The organism is Actinomadura harenae (assembly GCF_003696215.1).
Lineage (GTDB): Bacteria > Actinomycetota > Actinomycetes > Streptosporangiales > Streptosporangiaceae > Spirillospora > Spirillospora harenae.
Genome location: NZ_RFFG01000042.1, coordinates 1 through 17,490 on the forward strand (window position 1 = coordinate 1; position 17,490 = coordinate 17,490).

The 17,490-nt window shown below is 71.5% G+C and carries 19 protein-coding genes; 10 read left to right on the forward strand and 9 right to left on the reverse strand.

What is annotated here, in order from left to right:
• The 5 genes from EBO15_RS44375 to EBO15_RS22770 all read left to right on the forward strand — a co-directional run.
• A partial coding sequence (locus tag EBO15_RS44375; RefSeq protein ID WP_407643381.1) for a hypothetical protein occupies positions 1 to 223 on the forward strand: 223 nt, incomplete at its 5' end.
• 5 nt (positions 224 to 228) lie between these two features.
• On the forward strand, positions 229 to 1,140 hold the full coding sequence (locus tag EBO15_RS22755; protein ID WP_122196461.1) for a glycosyltransferase family 2 protein: 912 nt from the start codon (positions 229 to 231) through the stop codon (positions 1,138 to 1,140).
• Positions 1,141 to 1,265: 125 nt separating this feature from the next.
• Positions 1,266 to 2,519, forward strand: a complete 1,254-nt coding sequence (locus EBO15_RS22760; protein ID WP_122196462.1) for a hypothetical protein — start codon at positions 1,266 to 1,268, stop codon at positions 2,517 to 2,519.
• Between the two features lie 10 nt (positions 2,520 to 2,529).
• Positions 2,530 to 3,267 (forward strand): YveK family protein, encoded by a 738-nt coding sequence (locus tag EBO15_RS22765; RefSeq protein ID WP_122196463.1) that lies wholly within the window; start codon positions 2,530 to 2,532, stop codon positions 3,265 to 3,267.
• A gap of 245 nt (positions 3,268 to 3,512) precedes the next feature.
• Positions 3,513 to 4,835: an O-antigen ligase family protein gene (locus EBO15_RS22770; RefSeq protein WP_122196464.1), complete on the forward strand. Its 1,323-nt coding sequence runs from the start codon at positions 3,513 to 3,515 to the stop codon at positions 4,833 to 4,835.
• 28 nt (positions 4,836 to 4,863) lie between these two features.
• Here EBO15_RS22770 and EBO15_RS22775 read toward each other — a convergent pair whose 3' ends face one another.
• Positions 4,864 to 5,886, reverse strand: a complete 1,023-nt coding sequence (locus EBO15_RS22775) for a right-handed parallel beta-helix repeat-containing protein (protein ID WP_122196465.1) — start codon at positions 5,884 to 5,886, stop codon at positions 4,864 to 4,866.
• 113 nt (positions 5,887 to 5,999) lie between these two features.
• On the opposite strand from EBO15_RS22775, the gene EBO15_RS22780 reads away from it, so the two are divergent.
• Positions 6,000 to 6,935, forward strand: a complete 936-nt coding sequence (locus EBO15_RS22780) for a phosphatase PAP2 family protein (RefSeq protein ID WP_147481620.1) — start codon at positions 6,000 to 6,002, stop codon at positions 6,933 to 6,935.
• On the opposite strand, the gene EBO15_RS22785 is transcribed toward EBO15_RS22780, so the two are convergent.
• The gene (locus EBO15_RS22785; protein WP_122196467.1) at positions 6,912 to 7,460 is read right to left on the reverse strand and encodes a dTDP-4-dehydrorhamnose 3,5-epimerase family protein; all 549 of its coding nucleotides are present in this window, start codon (positions 7,458 to 7,460) and stop codon (positions 6,912 to 6,914) included. The two genes, EBO15_RS22780 and EBO15_RS22785, sit on opposite strands and share 24 nt — an antisense overlap.
• 5 nt (positions 7,461 to 7,465) lie before the next feature.
• On the opposite strand from EBO15_RS22785, the gene EBO15_RS22790 reads away from it, so the two are divergent.
• A complete protein-coding gene (locus EBO15_RS22790) occupies positions 7,466 to 8,317 on the forward strand; it encodes a glycosyltransferase (protein WP_122196468.1) in 852 nt (283 codons plus the stop codon).
• On the opposite strand, the gene EBO15_RS22795 is transcribed toward EBO15_RS22790, so the two are convergent.
• The 5 genes from EBO15_RS22795 to EBO15_RS22815 form a co-directional block, all read right to left on the reverse strand.
• Positions 8,314 to 8,970, reverse strand: a complete 657-nt coding sequence (locus EBO15_RS22795) for a class I SAM-dependent methyltransferase (protein WP_199744744.1) — start codon at positions 8,968 to 8,970, stop codon at positions 8,314 to 8,316. The genes EBO15_RS22790 and EBO15_RS22795 overlap by 4 nt on opposite strands.
• Positions 8,967 to 10,274: a glycosyltransferase family 4 protein gene (locus tag EBO15_RS22800; RefSeq protein ID WP_122196469.1), complete on the reverse strand. Its 1,308-nt coding sequence runs from the start codon at positions 10,272 to 10,274 to the stop codon at positions 8,967 to 8,969. The genes EBO15_RS22795 and EBO15_RS22800 overlap by 4 nt, the downstream gene beginning before the upstream one ends.
• A gap of 82 nt (positions 10,275 to 10,356) precedes the next feature.
• Positions 10,357 to 11,466 (reverse strand): GNAT family N-acetyltransferase, encoded by a 1,110-nt coding sequence (locus tag EBO15_RS22805; protein WP_233616368.1) that lies wholly within the window; start codon positions 11,464 to 11,466, stop codon positions 10,357 to 10,359.
• Positions 11,466 to 12,407, reverse strand: a complete 942-nt coding sequence (locus tag EBO15_RS22810; RefSeq protein WP_122196470.1) for a glycosyltransferase family 2 protein — start codon at positions 12,405 to 12,407, stop codon at positions 11,466 to 11,468. The genes EBO15_RS22805 and EBO15_RS22810 overlap by 1 nt, the downstream gene beginning before the upstream one ends.
• 4 nt (positions 12,408 to 12,411) lie before the next feature.
• The gene (locus tag EBO15_RS22815) at positions 12,412 to 12,996 is read right to left on the reverse strand and encodes a polysaccharide deacetylase family protein (RefSeq protein ID WP_233616369.1); all 585 of its coding nucleotides are present in this window, start codon (positions 12,994 to 12,996) and stop codon (positions 12,412 to 12,414) included.
• 453 nt (positions 12,997 to 13,449) lie between these two features.
• Between EBO15_RS22815 and EBO15_RS22820 the strand changes: the two genes are divergently transcribed.
• Positions 13,450 to 14,895 carry a sugar transferase gene (locus tag EBO15_RS22820; protein WP_122196471.1) on the forward strand — a complete coding sequence of 482 codons (1,446 nt, stop codon included), beginning with the start codon at positions 13,450 to 13,452 and terminating at the stop codon, positions 14,893 to 14,895.
• A 15-nt stretch (positions 14,896 to 14,910) separates the two neighbouring features.
• Here the strand turns inward: EBO15_RS22820 and EBO15_RS22825 are convergent, their stop codons facing one another.
• Positions 14,911 to 15,519: a TenA family protein gene (locus EBO15_RS22825; protein WP_122196472.1), complete on the reverse strand. Its 609-nt coding sequence runs from the start codon at positions 15,517 to 15,519 to the stop codon at positions 14,911 to 14,913.
• Positions 15,520 to 15,809: 290 nt separating this feature from the next.
• The gene (locus EBO15_RS22830; RefSeq protein WP_122196518.1) at positions 15,810 to 16,409 is read right to left on the reverse strand and encodes a class I SAM-dependent methyltransferase; all 600 of its coding nucleotides are present in this window, start codon (positions 16,407 to 16,409) and stop codon (positions 15,810 to 15,812) included.
• 140 nt (positions 16,410 to 16,549) lie between these two features.
• Between EBO15_RS22830 and EBO15_RS22835 the strand changes: the two genes are divergently transcribed.
• Both EBO15_RS22835 and EBO15_RS22840 read left to right on the forward strand, forming a co-directional pair.
• Complete coding sequence (locus EBO15_RS22835) at positions 16,550 to 16,729, forward strand: nucleoside triphosphate pyrophosphohydrolase family protein (RefSeq protein WP_122196473.1); 180 nt, start codon at positions 16,550 to 16,552, stop codon at positions 16,727 to 16,729.
• A 96-nt stretch (positions 16,730 to 16,825) separates the two neighbouring features.
• A complete protein-coding gene (locus tag EBO15_RS22840) occupies positions 16,826 to 17,479 on the forward strand; it encodes a pyridoxamine 5'-phosphate oxidase family protein (protein ID WP_378240395.1) in 654 nt (217 codons plus the stop codon).
• The last annotated feature ends 11 nt before the right edge of the window (positions 17,480 to 17,490 follow it).

Sequence of the window (17,490 nt, forward strand, 5' to 3'; positions counted from 1 at the left end):
GCCCGCGCTCGCCCGCCCGGCCGCGGCGGCCGCGGCCATGGCGGCCGTCGTGCTCGCCGCCGACCACGCGGTCACCGTCGCGTTCGGGCAGGTCGCGGCGGTGCGGCTCGTCGTCGCCGGCGGCCTCGGACTCCTCGCGTACCTGCTGCTCGCCGTCCCGAAGGACGCGTTCCTGCGCGTCGCCCACCGACTTCCGATCCCCGCCATGTCCAAGGAGGGCTGACCGTCATGCCGCTGGTGACCATCGCGCTGCCCGTGCGCAACGCCGGGGAACGGATCGACCGGGTCGCCCGGTCCGTGCTCGGCCAGGACCACCCGGACCTGGAGTTCCTGATCTGCGACAACGCGTCCGACGACGACACCGGCGACCGCTGCCGCGCGCTCGCCGCCCGCGACCCCCGCGTCACCTACCGGCGGCATCCGGAGAACATCGGGATCCTGCCGAACTTCATGAGCGCGGTCCGGCTGGCGTCCGGGGAGTACTTCCGCTGGGTCAGCGACGACGACGTGCTCGAACCGACGCTCGTGTCCCGGTCGCTGAAGGTCTTCGGCGAGGACGAGCGGCTCGTGCTCGTCACGTCCCAGACGTCCTACACGGGCGACGACGGCGTCGTCAGCACGTCCCCCTTCAGCGACCGGGGGCTCGCGTCGGACGACCCGCTCGTGCGCTTCACGACGATGCTGCGGCTGCTGAACTCCAGCCACCTCCTCATCGACCCGCTCTACGGCCTTTTCCGCCGGGACGTATTGCGGGCCCTGCCGCGCCGGAACATCCTCCGCGAGGACGAGGTGATGGCCACGAAACTCGCCCTCGCCGGCCCTTGGGGACACGTCGACGAGATACTCGCGCACCGCCATTGGAAGACCGAGAAACCGAGCGTTCTCGCCCGGCGCCTGGGCGTTCCGTCATGGCAGGCGCACTGCGCGACGACCCTCGAATGCCTCGAGATCTACCGGTGGGTGGACGATCCCGCGAACACCCCGGAACTGACCGACGACCAACGGCGCCGCGCGCGGGCCGCCGTCCGCGCCACCTGGGCCCGCAGAGAACGGCGCGTGGCCGAACACCGGGCCCGGAGAATGGCCCGTCTCGCAACCGGTGCGATGCGCGGTGATCTGGGGTTTTCCACAGGCCGATAGTGGCCATGGAGACGCCTGCACCGATGAAATCCGCATCACCCGGATGCACCATGACAGCGACATCATCTGCCGGACGCGGCGCAGTCGACCGCCCTCGTCCTCACGGGGGCCGACCGGGGGCACACATGGGTTTCTGGAAGACGATCCTGGGCATCGCCCGGAACCGGCTCATAGGGCCGCCCGTCGTCGTGCTCGGCCTCGGCGTCGCGGCGCTCATGTTCGTCCTGACGCCGGTCACCTACGTCTCGTCCAGCCTGCTCGTGCTCACCACCCCGTCCGCCGGCGGCCTCGAGGACCCGAACCGCCCCGGATGGACGACCAACCCCCTGCTCCAGTTCAACGACGGCCTGAAGACGACCGCGGCCATCCTCATCCAGGCCGCCGGAACGGACGAGGCGCTCACGAAGATGGGCGCGGGCAAGGGCAGCCCCACCAAGGTCGTCATCAACGACGGCACCAGCAACGGCAAGGTGATGACCGCCAGCCAGACCGGCCCGTTCATCTTCGTCCAGGTCACGAGCACGCAAGAAGGGGCCGTCGCCGGGATCGTCCGGAACGCCGAACAGTATCTGCGCGGCGATCTGGTCGACCGCCAACGCGCCTTGGGCGCGCCCAGACAGACCTATCTGATGCTCACCGAAGTCGTCCCGGCTTCGTCGCCCCAGGCCAAAACGACCCAGAAATGGGAATTCTCCGGTGCGGCCTTCGCCGCCGTCGTCTGCTTGGGCTTCGGCATCGCTTACCTGAGCGCCCGCCGCCGAGCCCTCCGTGAGGCCGCCTCCGAAACCCCCTACGACTTCTACTACGGCACCACCACGGATTCCGCTCCCTTGCGTCCCGCCCGCCGCCCCGCCCTTCCCTCACCTTCGTCCGGGGCCGGCGCATACGACGCGTCCACCTGGGAGAACGGCACCGACCGTCCATCCCCCAACGGCGCGCCCACACCCCACGACTACAGCCTGCCCGCCCTAGGCGACCCCACCGAAACCGTCCACGACCAACCCCGCGAGGCGACACCAGCGGATCCAGCCGCACACTCCCGCGAGGAGGCGACAGCGGATCCGGTCGAGCAACCCCGCGAGGAGGCACTGTCGCGTCCGGGTGAGAATTCGCCCGGGGGCGAGCGTGCGCACGTGGACGAGGGGGCGCGCGGGGGCGAGGGGGCGCGCGGGGGCGAGGGGGCGCGCGGCGGCGACTTCAAGGATTCGTTCGGCGGTGGTGGCGCGGCCCAGGGCGAGCACCGGCGCGAGCGCGGAGCGCGGGCGGCGAACGGACGGCAGGGGACGGCGGCGTTTGAGATCCTCGGCGCCGAGGCCTCGGCACGGGAACGGGAGGTGGGCGAGGACTCCGAGGACGCGCCCGCTCCCCGGGTGAGGTGAACACGGCGCGATGGACTTCTGGAGCACGCTGCTGGTGCTGTTCCGGCGCTGGTACCTGACCGTCCCGGCGTTCGTGCTGTCGCTCGCGATGGCGGGCGCGGTGTTCGAACTGACGCCGTCGCACTGGGTCTCGACGTCCGTGCTGGTGCTGTCCAGCCCGAAGAACGGCGGCGACATCACCGTCGACCAGCGCAAACAGCCCAACCGGAACCCGCTGCTGATCTACGACCGGGGACTGAGCGAGACCGCCGCGATCCTCATCCAGATCCTCGGATCGCCCGAGGTCGGCCAGCGGATCGGCGCGTCGCCCGGCGGCTCCACCCAGGTCCAGGTGGGCAACGGCAGCAACAACCCCGAACTGCTCGACAACGGCAGCCCGTTCATCTACATCCAGGTGGACAGCACGTCCCAGAACGACGCCTTCGCCACCAACGCCAAGCTCGTGCAGCAGGCCCAGCGCGTCCTGGACGAACGCCAGCACTCCCTTGGTGCGCCCCCGGCCACGTTCATCACCCTCAGCAGCGCCGTCCCGCCCACGACCCCGGTCGTCCAGCGCAAGGGCAAGAAGCGCGCCGCCGTGGCCTTCATGGCCTTCTCCGTCATCGTCTCGCTCACCCTCGCCTACGGCGGCGAGAGCTACGCCCAGTACCGCCGTCGCCGCCGCGAATCCGCCGGTGCCGGGAACAACCCCGCGCTCCGGCCCCACCCCGCCCCCAGACCAGAGCCCGAACCCGCCGGAGGGCACTGACCGTGCCCGAGAACACCGCCCCTGGGCCCACCCCGTCCTCCCAAGCTCCGAACCTCAAGGACCACGGCCGCCAGGCCCCGTCCGTAGAACGGCCCCATGCGGCCCACATCGTCGGGAGGAATCGGGGACACGTCAGCGGATCCGGGCGGGGGCGGCGAGGAGCCGGGAGAGGCAGGGCTCCGGAAACGACCCGCGGGCGGGCGGGCGGGGTGGCGGCTCGGGCGGACGGTGCGACGCTCGGGGTGATGTTCGCGCTCGCGACGCTGGTCGTCCCGGCGCGGCTGGTGGTGCGCGGGACGGGGATCTCGCTGACGCCCGCCGACCTCGTCGCGCTGGGCATGGGCCTGACGTGGCTGGCCGCGCAGTTCGTGACGAACTCGGGGGTGGCCAAGGGGCGGGCGGCGGCGCGGACGGTCGCGTCGTTCTACGTGGCGGTGATGTTCGCCTGTTACGGCGCGGCGAACAGCAGCTACCTGCCCGCGGACGAGCGGAACCTCCTCGATCACTCGCTGGTGCTGGCGGTGGCGTTCGCCGGGGTGACGCTGGCGGTGTGCGACGGCGTCCGGACGCTCGACCGGCTGGACGTCCTGCTGAAGTGGGTCGTGTCGGGCGGGACGGTGGCGGCCTTCGTCGGCGCGGTGCAGTACCTGTTCATGTTCGACCTGACCACGTACATGGTCGTGCCGTTGCTGCGGTACACGAGCGACGACAATCCGACGATCATCCCCCGCGGCGGGCAGCTGCGCGTGGCGGCCACGACAGGGCATCCGATCGAGTTCGGCATCGTGTGCACGATGGTGCTGCCGCTCGCGATCCACTACGCCCTGCGCGCCCGGCGCGCCGGAGAGCCCGCCTGGCCGTGGTGGGGGTCGGCGACGCTGCTGCTGTCCGGGATGCTGTTCTCGGTGTCGCGTTCAGGCGTGCTGACGCTGCTCGCGGTCGGCCTGGTGCTGCTCGCTGGTTGGCCCCCGCGGATGCGCACGCGCGCCCTCGTGGTGGTCGCGGCGTGCTCGATCGCCGTCCTGATGGTCGCGGGCGGGCTGGTCCGGGCCATCTACAACCTGTTCGCGAACGCGCAGGCCGACACCAGCATCACCGCACGCCAGCACCGCTACGGGCAGGCCGCGATGGAGATCTCCAAGCACCCGATCTTCGGACGCGGCGACGGGACCTGGCACTTCCCCGTCTACAACGCCTTCGACAACCAATACATCATGTCGATGGTCGAGACCGGCCTGCTCGGCACGACCGCGCTCGTCCTGCTGTTCCTCGGCGGGATCTACTCCTCCATCCGCGCTCGCGGCAAGGCGTTCTCCGACCCCGACACCCGCGACCTCGCCCTCTCGGTCACCGCCTCCCTCGCGGCCCCGCTCGTCGGCGCCGTCACCTTCGACCTCCTCTCCTTCGCGACCATCACCGGCCTCACCTTCCTCATGATCGGCGCCGCCGGGGCCCTCCTCCGCATCACCCGCGAACAGGAATCCCCCACGGCCGTCCCCTGGCGCGTCCGCGCCCGGAACACCCGAGCCGCCCGAGCCCTCCGCTCCAAAGTCACCCCGACCCCCTGACCCGGGCACTCCCCCGTGGCGGGGCGGGTCATTCGGTGCAGGGGAGGGGGCGGAGGGTGGCGGTGATCTTGTAGGCCGGGTCGATGGTGACGATGGTGTTGCCGGTCCAGGTCTGGATGGCGTGGCACCAGGACTCGACGGGGGCGTAGGACCAGGTCTTGTCGACCATGCGGTTGCCGCGGACGGTCAGGCGGCCGGCGACGTGTTTGAGCTGGATGCTGTAGGTGCCTCCTGCGACGAGGTTGTTCTCGACGGTGACGTCGCTGATGGTGCCGCCGGCGCTGTCGGCGAGGAACAGCGGGGCGGTGAAGTCGGAGACGCCGCGCTGGTCGAAGGTGTTGTGCCGGACGACCAGGTGGCGGGCGTCGTGGACGCCCCAGACCTGGATGCCGTCGGCGTGGTCGGCGCCGTTGGAGCAGTTCTTGACGAAGGAGTCGGTGATCTCGACGTCGCCGCCCTTCACCGCGTCGCCGGAGACCTTGAAGCCGTGGCTGAAGCCGCGGACGAGCAGGCCGGACGCGCGGTAGCGGGAGGTGCCGACGGCGTCCTCGCTGACGCAGCGGTCGGGGCGGCCCACGGTCGTGTCGGTGATCGTGAACGGGTGGTCGGCGTCCTTGTAGTCGTTGGTGACGCGGCCGTCGATCACGCTGTTGCGGATGGTCACGTCGTCGGCGGCGATGACCAGGTTGCCCGGGACGTGGACGCCGTTCAGGACGGTGCCGGGCTTGTCGATCAGCAGAGCGTCGTCGTCGACGTTCAGCTTGAGCTTGCGCGGGGCCGTGAGGGTGCGCGGGGCGCCCGTGCAGTCGGGGGTCGGGTAGGCCGGGCAGCGTCCGGGGCGGCCGGTCGCGGTCGAGTCGGCCGTCGGGACGTCCGTGGGCGTCGGTGGAGGGCCGGTCCTGGTGGGGGACGGGCCGGGAGTGGGCCCGGAGCTCGCGCCCGCGGGGGGTGACGCGGTCTTGTCCCTGCCCTGGCAGGCGGCGAGGCCGAGGACGAGGAGCCCCGCCGTCGCGACCGTCAGGGCCCGGCTGCGGCCGAACGACTCGGTCATAGGTCGCATTGTGAGCACAGCGGCGGGACGGGCGGGGCGGTTCCCCGGCCGACGGCTGATTGTGGCCAGCCGGTTCCCACGGCCGCCCGTCCGGCCTGGTTACGTTGGTGGGCATGGCGTCTCGGGGGGTGGAGGGCCGGGCCGGCGCGGTTCCCGTGGGTGTGGCCGCCGTGTGCGGCGTGCTGCTGGTCGCGGTGTACGCGCTGGCGGTGTGGACGGTGCCGGGACAGCGGTTCGAGGACGCGGTGCTGCGCGCGTCGTGGCCGGATCGTGAGTCGCCGGTGGTGATGGTGCTGGACCTGATCTCGGTCGGTTCGCTGGTGCTGTCGGCGGGGCTGGTCGGCTGGATCGGGCACCGGGCGGGCGGCCGCGCGATCGCGGTCGCGGCCGTCCTGATGATCTTCGCGACGGTGACGACGACCGAGATCCTCCAGGCGGTGCTGCCGCGGCCGATCCTGCTCGCCCACGGCTTCCGCCGGGAGGACCGGTCGTTTCCGAGCGGGCACACGGCGGTCGCGACGGCCGTGCTCTGCGGGCTGCTGCTGGCCGTCCCGGTGCGGTGGCGGTCGTGGACGGCCCTGCCGGTGCTGCTGGGCTCGGCCGGGATCGGCGCGGCGACGGTGACGGTCAGCTGGCACCGCCCGAGCGACACCGTGGGCAGTGCGCTGATCGTCATGATCGGTGTGTCCCTCACGGTCGCCCTCCTCCGTCGCCGCGGTCTCCTTGTTCCACTCACCACAACGAACGACGGGGGGTGGATCGTTGGGGGCGTTCTCGGAATTGTTGTGACGGCGTCCACCGCGATCGCCGTTCTCGCAGGTCACAGGGCTGCGACGGCACTGGATCTGACGGGTGATCCCGATCTTGCGCCGCCGAGCGCGGTCGTCGCGGGCCGGGCCCTGGCCATCGCCGCGGCGGGCACGGCCACGCTGACGACGTTCCTCCTGCTGCGCGGTCTGGGGCCTGCCAGGAACGCGCGCACGAGGACGCTCAAGGACCCAGACGTCCGGCCGGTGAAGGACCGCCTAGCGAGTGAGCCGGGCGCGTAGGGCGGACCAGGGGCCGGCGGCCAGATCGCGGTCGCTGATCGCGGCCACTGGGAGCGGCCAGGGGATCCTCAGGTCCGGGTCGTCGTAGCGGACGGACAGGTCCTCGGACGGGTCGTGTTCCCGGTTGATGCGGTAGCAGACGTCCGAGAGGGCGGTGAGGGACTGGAAGCCGTGCAGCATGCCCGGCGGGACGAACAGCGTCGTGAACGTCTCGTCGTCCAGGCGGACGGTCACGTGCTGGCCGAAGGTGGACGACCCCGGGCGCGCGTCCACGACGACATCGAGGACCGCACCCCGCGCGCAGCGCACGAGCTTGCCCTCACCTCGCCCCGAGCGCCCGTGCATGCCGCGCACGGTTCCATAGCGTGACCTGGACTGGCTGTCCTGAAGGAACGCGGCGGCGTCCAGCCCGTGCGCGGACGCGACGGCGGCGTCGAACGTCCGGGTGAACAGGCCGCGGTCGTCGTGGTGCGGTTCGGGGACGAACAGGAGCATCCCGTCCAGCTTGGTTCGCTCTACTCTCATATGTCGTGGACCTCACCGAAGGGCCGGTTGTCAGCGTCGTCATTCCCGCGCACAACGAGGAGGCCGGGCTCGCCGGTCTGCTCGCCCGGCTCCTGGACGGGGCCGTTCCCGGGGAGTTCGACGTCGTGGTGGTCGCCAACGCCTGCACCGACCGCACCGCCGGGGTGGCACGGGACGCGGGCGTCCGGGTCGTGGAGACGGAGACGCCGGGCAAGGCCAACGCGCTGCGGCTCGGCGACGAGTCCGCGCGCGTCTTCCCCCGGGTCTATGCCGACGCCGACGTCCTGCTCTCCGCGGACGGCGTCCGCGCGCTCGTGGAGGCCGTTCAGAAGCCCGGAGTGCTGGCCTGCGCGCCTCGGCCCGTGCTGGACCTGTCCGGTGCCGGTCCGGTCGCCCGGCGCGTCCACCGCGTGCACGAGGCCCTTGTGGCTCCGTCCCGGGGCCTCGCCGGGACGGGCGTGTACGTCCTGACCGAGGACGGGCACGCGCGGGTGTTCCCGCTGCCGGACGGCCTGCTCGCCGACGACGGCTGGGTCCACGCCTCGTTCGGCCAGGACGAGCGCGCCGTCGTCGCCGAGGCGGCCTCGGTGGTACGCCCGGCCCGGACCGTCCGGGCGCATCTGCGCCGGCGGGTCCGGGTCCGGCTGGGGAACCGGCAGCTCGCGGAGCTCGGACGGCCGGTGACCGCGAACCCGCTGCGGCTTCCGGATCTGCTCGGCCTCGTGCGCGTGCGGAGGGTCGGGGCCGTCGAGGCCGCCTGCTACCTTGCGGTGCTGGCGCTGGACAAAGCCCTGGCCCGGGTGCGGCGAGACCGTCCCGTCAGCTGGGGGACCGACGCCAGCAGTCGCCATTCCTAACCTCGTTTCACAGCGATCAGCGATTTCACCAGGCCCGCGAACCGCTCGCCGAGGATGTCCGACTCGGGGAACAGGTAGCCCATCTCCGTCCGACCGAGGAGCTCGACGCCCAGCGCGTCCGCGATGGCGGCCTCGCGTCCTTCGGGCTTCACCTTGACGAGCGGCCAGCGTTCGGCCAGACGCGCGCGCGTGCTGAGCGGGAGGAACTGGAACCCCGGGCACACCCAGTGCGGTTCGATCGGGAAGTAGCGGTACGGCGTCTGCACCCAGTGCCGGGGGGCCAGTTCCCGGACCGCGCGCGCGAACCGCTCGCGCCGCGCGATCCCGCCGACGTGCTCGATCACCGAGTTGGACACGACCAGGTCGAAATCGCGTCCGAGCAGGTCTTCGCGCAGGTCGCAGGCGTCGCCGGTCTCGGCGGTCACGCCGTCCGGGAGGTCGTCCGGTTGTTTCTCCAGGAGGTTCACGATGTGCAGCCGGGCCGGGCGCGCAGGAGCGCGATCCCAGAACTCGTAGGTTCCGCCAAGGTCGATCACCGACATCGCGTCCAGGTCGGGGAACGCTTGGCGGAACATGTCCCAACGCCGCTGCCGGGCCTTCGCGCCCAGTGAGTCGGGCCCTTCGACGAAGCGGCTGCGCAACGTCTGCTTCACGACCCCTCCAATGCTGTGCGGCGTCCTAGGCGGCGGGCCAGGGAGGTGCGGCGCATCCGTTCCGGGGCGCACGCCGCATCGTAGGCCGCCAACAGCGCCTTCTGGGAGTGGTCCCAGGAGAGCGGTCCCACGACACGTCGGCGGCCCAGTTCTCCCATGCGCGCGCGTTCCGCAGGGTCGTCCAGGAGCTGTGCGATGAGCTTGGCGAACGCGGATTCGTCGTCGCAAGGGGCGAACAGCGCCGCGTCCCCAGCGGACACGCGCGACTCGTGCAGATCGAACGAGACCGTGGGCCGCGACATGGCCATGTACTCCATGACCTTGTTCATCGTGGACCGGTCATTGAGCGGGCTGTACGGATCGGGCGCCAGGCAGACGTCCGCTGTGGACAGATAGGGCAGCAGCCGGTCGTCCAGGACACGTCCGGGGAACTCGACCCGGTCCTCTAGGCCGAGGTCACGAACCATCTGGACAAGGGACTCGAACATGTCGCCATCGCCGAGGAACGCGGCATGCCAGTCGTTCCGTCCCTGTTCGTCGCGGAGCTTGACGAGGGAACGCAGCGCATAGTCCACACCGTCCTGCGGGCCCATGACGCCCAGGTACACGAGCAGATGTTCCTTGCCGCGCTTCAGTTCGTCCTGCCGAGGGACGGGCCGGAAGCGGTCCGTCGCCGGGGCGCTGCGCACGACGAAGACGTCCTCGGGACGCTTCCCTCCACGCTCGAGGGCGATGTCCCGGTAGCTCTCGTTAGTGACGATGACGACGTCGGCGGCGTCATAGGTCGCGCGCTCTACCCGGCGGACGCCGCGGTAGAGGAGGTCCTCACCGCGCCCGAACCGGGACAGGTACAGCTCCGGCACCAGGTCGTGCTGGTCGAAAACGAACCGCGTGCCCTGCCTCTTGAGCATCCGCGCCACAAGGAACAGCAGGTCAGGCGGGTTGCACGCGTGCACGACATGGAACGGGCCGCGCTCCCGGACGAGCCGTCGCGCGATCCTGGCCGTGTGCCACAGCGCCGTGGAGTACTCGGCGAGGTAGCCGCGCGGCCCGCCGCGCGCCGCGTCCAGTGGATAGCGATGGATGGCGACACCGTCGATGAACGCCTCACGTTCGGTGTCGTTCTTCGCTCCCTGCGGGCAGATGACGTGCACCTCCCAGCCCGCGTCGCGCAACACCGTGCTCTCCTGCCAGACCCGCCGGTCGAACGGGACGGACAGGTTCTCCACGAGGATCAGGGCGCGCCGCCGGGCGGGGGTCCGCCGGGCCGGGCGCTCGCCGCTCTTGCCGCCGTGAACAGCCAAAGCTCACGCATCCAGGGATGAGCCGGCGCCCCCTGGCGCCGGGCAGGGGAGGGACCGAGTGCGGGGTGGGTGACAGGCGGGGTCATCGAAGGCCGTCCTCGGATCGACGGACGGTCTCCATCGCGCGGCGGGCCCGGCGGAGGGCGGGAGCCCACCGGGTGTCGCGCAACGTGTTTCGGGCCGTTCCCACGGCGTTGTTCCGGACGCGTCGGACGGCACGCGCGACCGGGCCGCGCAGCACCGCGCCCTGGCACACGTACGTCTCGCCGGTCTTGGCGCGGCGCTTGTACTCGTCCTCGCCGCGTCCCAGGTCAATGCGGGTGATACCGAGTCCCGGCGCGGCGGTGACCAGCTCGCGGAGCAGGATCCAGCCGGGTGAGAGCGCCGAGTGCGCCGGGTCGTACACCGGAAACCACCAGTGCAGAACGCCCTCGGAGCGCAGACCGAAATGCGCCGCGAGGAGTTCCGGCCCGGCCCGCACCACGGACAGCACCCCGCCGAAATCGGACGAACGGGAGTGCAGCAGGCGATGCAGCAGGTCGCGCCGCGTCGGATCGGCGAAGTAGTCGCGCGCGCCGGTCGCCGCGTACTGGGCGCGCTTCAGCCCGATCAGCTCGTCCAGCGCGGCCGGGTCGACCGTGTCGGCCTCGAAGGTGACCGGTCCGAGCGTCCGCTCGGCCTTGCGGGCGCGGCGCCTGGCCTGGCCCATGTTGTCCTTGCCGCTGCGGGACGCGCGGCCGAGGTAGCCGTCCAACCCCCCGCTGACGTCGAGAAACGGCGACGGTCGCCGCGACTCGACCCACGGCTCGAACCCGGGCAGGCCGTCGGCCAGGTGGTCGAACTCCAGCGTCCGGACGCTCGCGCCCGACACCAGGGACCGCACCGGGAACGGTGTTCCGGGCGCCGAGATCGGCCCCTGGAAGTCGGCCCCCGGCCATCCGACCGGACGCGCGACCGCGCCGTCACGATGCAGGGCGAAGATCCCCGTGATCCGCTCACCCTCACTCGCCACGGCTACCGTGACCGGCCGTCCCGAGGCGTGCACGGCGGCTGCGAAAGCCGGGTGAAAGTACGGGCTGTCGTAGCGCGCGTCCGCCGCTCGCAGCTCATGCCACGCGGCGAGCTCGGCCGAGCCGAGAGCGTCGAGCCCGACAAGGCGCAGTTGTACGCCGGGCCGGGAGACCGGCGCCATCAAGCCTTCAGCTCCCGGATCCGATGGGACGGCAGCAGAAGCGCGGCAAGCGCGGCACGCGAGGTACGGCGTCCGGCGAGGGCGCGCAGGAGCTCACCCAACGCGATACCCACGAAGAACGGAACGGCGGCGAGTGTCCCTTGCCGCCGCCTAAAGAGGCGCACTCGGTTGACGGTGAGCAGCGAGTACAGCATCGGACTGGAGTCGGACTCGCCGCCCAGGTGCACCACCCCGGCGGCGGGCTCGTACCAAGTGCAGAGCCCATGGTCAGCGGCCCGTAGCGCGTATTCGGTCTCTTCGCTGTAGAGCAGGAACGATTCGTCCCATGGGCCGACTCTGCGGATCGTCTCCACCGAATGCATCTGCGCCGCGCCCGTCGCCCACGACACCTCGTGCGCGCGCGTATAGGCGTCCGGATCGATGACCTTCTCGCCCCAACGGGAGCGGCGTCCGCCGACCAGCGCGTCCATCCACACGCGCGCGACACTGGGCTGCCGGAACAGCGAGCCTTGGAGCGTCCCATCCGGTTGGGACAGGCGCGGGACTGCGATGCCCCGCCGGTCGGGATCCTCGGCGAGCGCTCCGGCCAGTGTGGCGAGGGCCCCCGGCAGGAACCGGCAGTCCGGATTCATGATGAACACGGCGTCCAGGTCGTCCAGGTCGAGGACCGCCGTTCCGGCGTTGATCGCTGCCGAGTACCCGCCGTTCCGGCCCGTCTCGATCACCTGCAAGGGCAGCGTCGCCGCCGCGTCCTTGGCGATGCCCACCGACTCGTCCCGCGAGGCGTTGTCGGCGACGACCACGGCTCGAAGCGCCGCGCCGTCCGCCCCGGGAAGGATCGAATCCAGGCATCCGCGCAGCACGTTCGCGCTGTTGTACGTCACGACCACGACCGCGACGCGGGGCGGCCGGGCGGGCCCTGCGGGGTTGGCATGCGGCATTCGGTCACCTTCCGCGGGTGCGCTTGACGAGGCGGGCGGCAGCGCGACGGAGCCGGAGCGCGGGCCCGGGCGGTGCGAGGACACGGGCGATCCAGGCGTCGTCGAGGTCGTGCCGGAGGCTCGTGCGCGCCTGAAGCCAGGCGTCCGGACGGGCCGGACCGCCGTCGCTCGTGTACGCGCGGGTGACCGCGGCACGACGCAGGCGGCGCAGGACGTGCCGGTCATAGGAGCCGAACGGGACGGCGACCCGCGTGACCGGAGCGCCCGTGATCTGGCTCAGGACATCGTGCGCGCGCACGAGCTCCTCACCCACCTGCGTGGCGGTGAGCCGTCGCCAGTCGCGGTGCGCCCAGCCGTGCGAGCCGACCGTCATCCCGGAGTCGACCAGCTCGCGGACGCCGTCGGCGGTGAGCCGCCCGGGTTCGCCGAGCCGTCCGGCCAGCACGAAGAACTCGGCGGTCAGACCGCGCGCGAGCAGCCGGGGAAGGGCCGTCTCGACGTCGGACGCGTTGCCGTCGTCGAAGGTCAGCCGGACGTCCGGACGGTCCGCGACCGCGTCGAGGACGCGCTCGAAGCGGTCGACGTCCACCCACGTGCCGTCCTCGCCTGGATCGAGTGACCGTCCGCCTCGCCGCGGCCCGATGCCGTGCGTCGTGAGGTTGATGACGCGCCGCCCGACCCCGCCGAGACCACGCTCGGCTCCGCCGACGTCTCGTTCAGCCCCGCCAACGCCTCGCTCGGCTCCGCCGACGTCTCGTTCAGCCCCGCCGACGTCGCGGCCGACCCCGCGCACACCGTTGTACCCGCCCACCCCGATGCCCTTCCGTCACCCCGACGCGACAGACAATAGCTACGAGGTTCACAATTTCCTGCTATTTCGCTCTGACCACATACGGCCACTGTCTTCCGCTTTGCCGCGCGCCTGCATCGGGTTATCAATGGCCGAGTCAGCTCTGCGACGGCTCTCGGAGACCGTGCGACACGCACCCATCCGGCTTAATGGCATTTCAGGGCAAAGGCGTTGTTTTCGGGGGCACCACAAGTGACCGTTATCGACGGCGTTAATTCCGGTACGGGCGGCCGGGTCGCGGCGCGCGCCACCTGGTTCGCACGGTATGTCCACCTGCTGGTCGTGCTGGACCTGGCGTGCGCGGCCACCGCCGGCATCGCCGGATTCGCGCTGCGTTTCTCCGGCTGGGACGAGAGCGGGCGGTGGCCCGACATCCTGCTCGGGATCGGGCTCCCGGTGGTCTGGGTGCCATGGCTCTCGTTCGCGGGCTGCTACGACCACCGATTTCTGGGCAGCGGAGCGGCCGAATATCGGAAGGTACTGAATGCGGGTATCACTCTGACTGCGGCCGTCGCGATCCTGTCATACGCCACGAAGGCGGAAGTCGCGCGCGGATATGTGATTCTGGCATTGCCGCTGCTCGTGGCCCTGGACGTGGCCGCCCGCCGCGGTGCCCGCAGCCGCCTGCACCGCGCCCGCGAGCGCGGCGACTGCATGCGCCGCGTCGTCGCCGTCGGCTACCGCGACGGCGCCGCCGACCTCGTCCGTGAACTCTCGCTGCACCCGCACCACGGGATGCAGGTCGTCGCGGTCTGCACGCCCGAACCACCCGGCCGGACGGTCGAGGACGTCATGGTGCTCGGCGGCTTCGACGACGTCCCCGAGGTGGTCGAACGCTGCCGCGCCGACGCCGTCGCCGTCCTCCCCTGCCTCGAACTGGGCGGGGTCGAGCTGCGGCGGCTCGCCTGGCGGCTGGAGAAGTTTCGGACCGACCTCTTCGTCTCGCCCGCACTCCTGGACGTGGCGGGCCCGCGCCTCACCATCCGCCCCGTCGCCGGGTTCTCCCTGCTGCACATCGACCATCCCGAGCTGACCGGCCCGGCGCGCGCCGCGAAGGCCGCCTTCGACCGGGTCACGGCGGCCCTGCTCCTGATCGCCGTCGCGCCGCTGCTGCTGGCCGTCGCGATCACCGTCCGGACGACCGACCCGGGCCCGGCGTTCTTCCTGCAGACCAGAATCGGACGCGCCGGACATCGGTTCCGGATGGTCAAGTTCCGGACGATGGTCACCGACGCCGAGCGCCGCCGCGTCGAGTTGTCGGCCCGCGTCGAGAACGGCTCGGTGCTGTTCAAGCTGAAGCGCGACCCGCGCGTCACGCGGATCGGCCGCGTCCTGCGCCGCTACTCCATCGACGAGCTGCCGCAGCTGTTCAACGTGCTCCGCGGCGAGATGTCCCTGGTCGGACCGCGTCCGCCGCTGCCCGAGGAGGTCGAGCGGTACGGCCAGGACGTCTACCGGCGGCTCGCCGTCAAGCCCGGCCTCACCGGACTCTGGCAGGTCAGCGGACGGTCCGACCTCTCCTGGGACGAGGCCGTCCGGCTCGACCTCCAGTACGTCGAGAACTGGTCGCTGCTGCTCGACCTGCAGATCCTCTGGCGCACCGTCCGCGCCGTCGTCAGCGGCAACGGCGCGTACTGAACCCGCCGGCCGTCCCTACAGAGGGACGTCCCAGAAGGCCAGCTCGTGCCGCATGCCCTCGAGGAAGGCCGCCTCCGCGCGCGCCGCGTCCGGGGCGGCCTCGTCGATCATCTGGGCGATCCGCCGCGTCAGCTCGGCGAACCCGGGATCGGCGTAGGTGTCGACCCAGCGCCGGTACCGGGGCTCGGACGGCGGGTTCAGCGCGAGCCGCGCCCCCAGCGTCGAATACCCCCACATGCACGGATACAGGGCGGCCAGCCCCTGACCGTAATCCGCGGCCGACTCCAGCAGGAACTCGGTGTAGGCGGCGCACGGGCCGCCCTTCTTCGCGCCGTCCAGGTCCGCGCCGAACTCCGAGGACAGCCCCCGGTGCAGGTCCAGCTCGTCGTGGAAGGTCGCGTGCGCGAGGTCGACCAGGTCGCCGAGGTGCGCGGACGGCGCCTGCCACGCGAGCCGCGAGAAGACCCGGACGTAGTCGAGCAGGAACAGGTAGTCCTGCTCCAGCCAGGACCGGAAGACGGCCTCGTCGAGATCACCGCGGCCGATGCCCTCCACGGTCGGATGCGCGAGCTGCCGCTCGACCCACGGCCGGCCGAGTTCTTCCAGGTGCGAAGCGAGACCCATGCCCCGAGTCTGCCACCACGGGCGAACCGCCCCGAACGCGAGCAGAACGGAGCCCGGAAAGCACGGAGCCCCGCCGGAACGGGGTTCCGGCGGGGCTCCGCCACGTCTGACCGATGTGTGGGTCGCCTCTCGGCGAAAGGCGCAACACGGCTCCAGCCGAACGGTATTCCGTGAAGGCGATAGATGAGGCCCGGGGACACCAGGCACATCGGCCACGTGTGATGTAACGGCAGGCCCCCGTCAGGCATTCCCGCCCCGCGGACGTTGCCTGCACCACACCCCGGACAGCCTCAGGTGCGCGGCGGCCGGACGGCCCTGACCAGCGTGTCCACGGCGAACCGCTCCTCGCCGTCCACCTCCACGGGCCGCCGGACCCGCTCGGCCCGCTGCACCGTCAGCCCCGGCAGCGCCGCGGTCACGTCGGCCGGTGTGTGGAGGACCGCCGGATCCTGCGGCCCGCCGACGCCCTCGGTCAGATTCGTCCGGTCATGCCCGACGAACACCAGCACCCCGCCGGGCGCCAGCGCCTCCGACGCCCTCGCGAGCACGCCGCCGATCTCCGGCAGCTGCAAGTAAGCGATCACTACCAGGTCGAACGCCTCGCTGGGCGGTTCCCAGGCGATGACGTCCTCGACCAAGAATTCGGCTGAGATCCCCCGCGTTTCGGCAAGCTCGCGCGCCCGCGCGATGGCGACCGCCGAAAAATCGACTCCGGTGACCGTCCAGCCGAGTTCGGCCAGCCAGAGCGCGTTCCGCCCTTCGCCGCATGCCACGTCCAGCGCGCGCCCGGGCGCGAGCCCGGCGCACTCCTCGGCGACGAACCGGTTGGGGTCCGCAGACCACACCAGATCCCGCCCCGAATACCGCTCGTCCCAACCCCGCGCATCCACCCGAGCCAGCCTAGACACTCCCCCCGCCCCCCGCTGACCACCACCGGCCACCCCCACCTTCCACACCCCTCGATATCCGACTTCAAAGACGTCTACAGGCACGTCGCGGCGGGATGGGGTGCGCTTCGTAGGATCGCGGGATGGACGCGGAACCGGTGGGGATCGCGGACGGCGATCCCGGTGAGTTGGCCGACGTTCTTGAGGTGGTTCACGCGTTGGCCGCGCTGCATGGTGTGTCCCCCGCCGGCCTGGAGAAGGCGCGTGCCGCGAAGGCGGGCGAGCGTGGCGGGTTCGCGGGCCGGGTCGTCCTGCGCGGCTGAGTTCCGGCGGATGCCGATCCGGCCTCGCCTCCGGAGGGTGGGACGGGGGATGATCGCGGGGATTTGTTGTGGTTCGGGAGAGGTTTCATGGATTCGTTGTTGCCCGAGAACGAGCGGACGCGGCATCGGCGGTTGCGGGATCAGGGGAGCCGGGTGCGGGCGGATCTCGACGCGATCCTGGCGGCGGGGTTCGTGTGCCACGTGGGGGTCGTCGTCGACGGGACGCCGCTGGTGGTGCCGACCGTCTACGGGTGCGACGCGGGGACGCTGTACTTCCACGGGTCGGTGGCGAGCCGGAGTCTCGTCGCCGGGGTCGCGGACGAGGTGTGCGTGACCGTGACGCATGTGGACGGGCTCGTCCTCGCGAGGTCGCTGTTCGAGCACGGGGTGAACTACCGGAGTGCGATGGTCTTCGGGGTGCCGCGGGCGGTGACCGATCCCGAGGAGAAGCTCGAGGGGCTGCGGATCCTCAGCGAGCATTCGGCGCCCGGTCAGTGGGACTACGCGCGCCGGCCCAGCAAGAAGGAGCTGGCGGCCACGGTGCTGCTCGCGCTGTCGCTGGACGAGGCGTCCGTGAAGATCCGTGTCGGTCCGCCGGACGACGGCGACGGCCCGGACGTGGCGCTGGGCCTCTGGGCCGGGGTTCTTCCGCTGGAGACCCGGTGGGGGGCGTTGCAGGCCGACCCGGTGCTGCCCGCGGGGATCGAGCCTCCGGAGCACCTCGTCCGGTTGTCCGGTGACGGGCGGTAGGTGAGGGCGCC

Excerpts from the sequence above, each read along its gene's own strand:
- EBO15_RS22805 (WP_233616368.1), bottom strand. The coding sequence starts at position 11,466 with ATGGCGCCGGTCTCCCGGCCCGGCGTACAACTGCGCCTTGTCGGGCTC.
- EBO15_RS22835 (WP_122196473.1), top strand. The coding sequence starts at position 16,550 with ATGGACGCGGAACCGGTGGGGATCGCGGACGGCGATCCCGGTGAGTTG.
- EBO15_RS22810 (WP_122196470.1), bottom strand. The coding sequence starts at position 12,407 with ATGCCGCATGCCAACCCCGCAGGGCCCGCCCGGCCGCCCCGCGTCGCG.
- EBO15_RS22785 (WP_122196467.1), bottom strand. The coding sequence starts at position 7,460 with ATGAGAGTAGAGCGAACCAAGCTGGACGGGATGCTCCTGTTCGTCCCC.
- EBO15_RS22765 (WP_122196463.1), top strand. The coding sequence starts at position 2,530 with ATGGACTTCTGGAGCACGCTGCTGGTGCTGTTCCGGCGCTGGTACCTG.
- EBO15_RS22760 (WP_122196462.1), top strand. The coding sequence starts at position 1,266 with ATGGGTTTCTGGAAGACGATCCTGGGCATCGCCCGGAACCGGCTCATA.
- EBO15_RS22770 (WP_122196464.1), top strand. The coding sequence starts at position 3,513 with ATGTTCGCGCTCGCGACGCTGGTCGTCCCGGCGCGGCTGGTGGTGCGC.
- EBO15_RS22755 (WP_122196461.1), top strand. The coding sequence starts at position 229 with ATGCCGCTGGTGACCATCGCGCTGCCCGTGCGCAACGCCGGGGAACGG.
- EBO15_RS22780 (WP_147481620.1), top strand. The coding sequence starts at position 6,000 with ATGGCGTCTCGGGGGGTGGAGGGCCGGGCCGGCGCGGTTCCCGTGGGT.
- EBO15_RS22825 (WP_122196472.1), bottom strand. The coding sequence starts at position 15,519 with ATGGGTCTCGCTTCGCACCTGGAAGAACTCGGCCGGCCGTGGGTCGAG.
- EBO15_RS22775 (WP_122196465.1), bottom strand. The coding sequence starts at position 5,886 with ATGACCGAGTCGTTCGGCCGCAGCCGGGCCCTGACGGTCGCGACGGCG.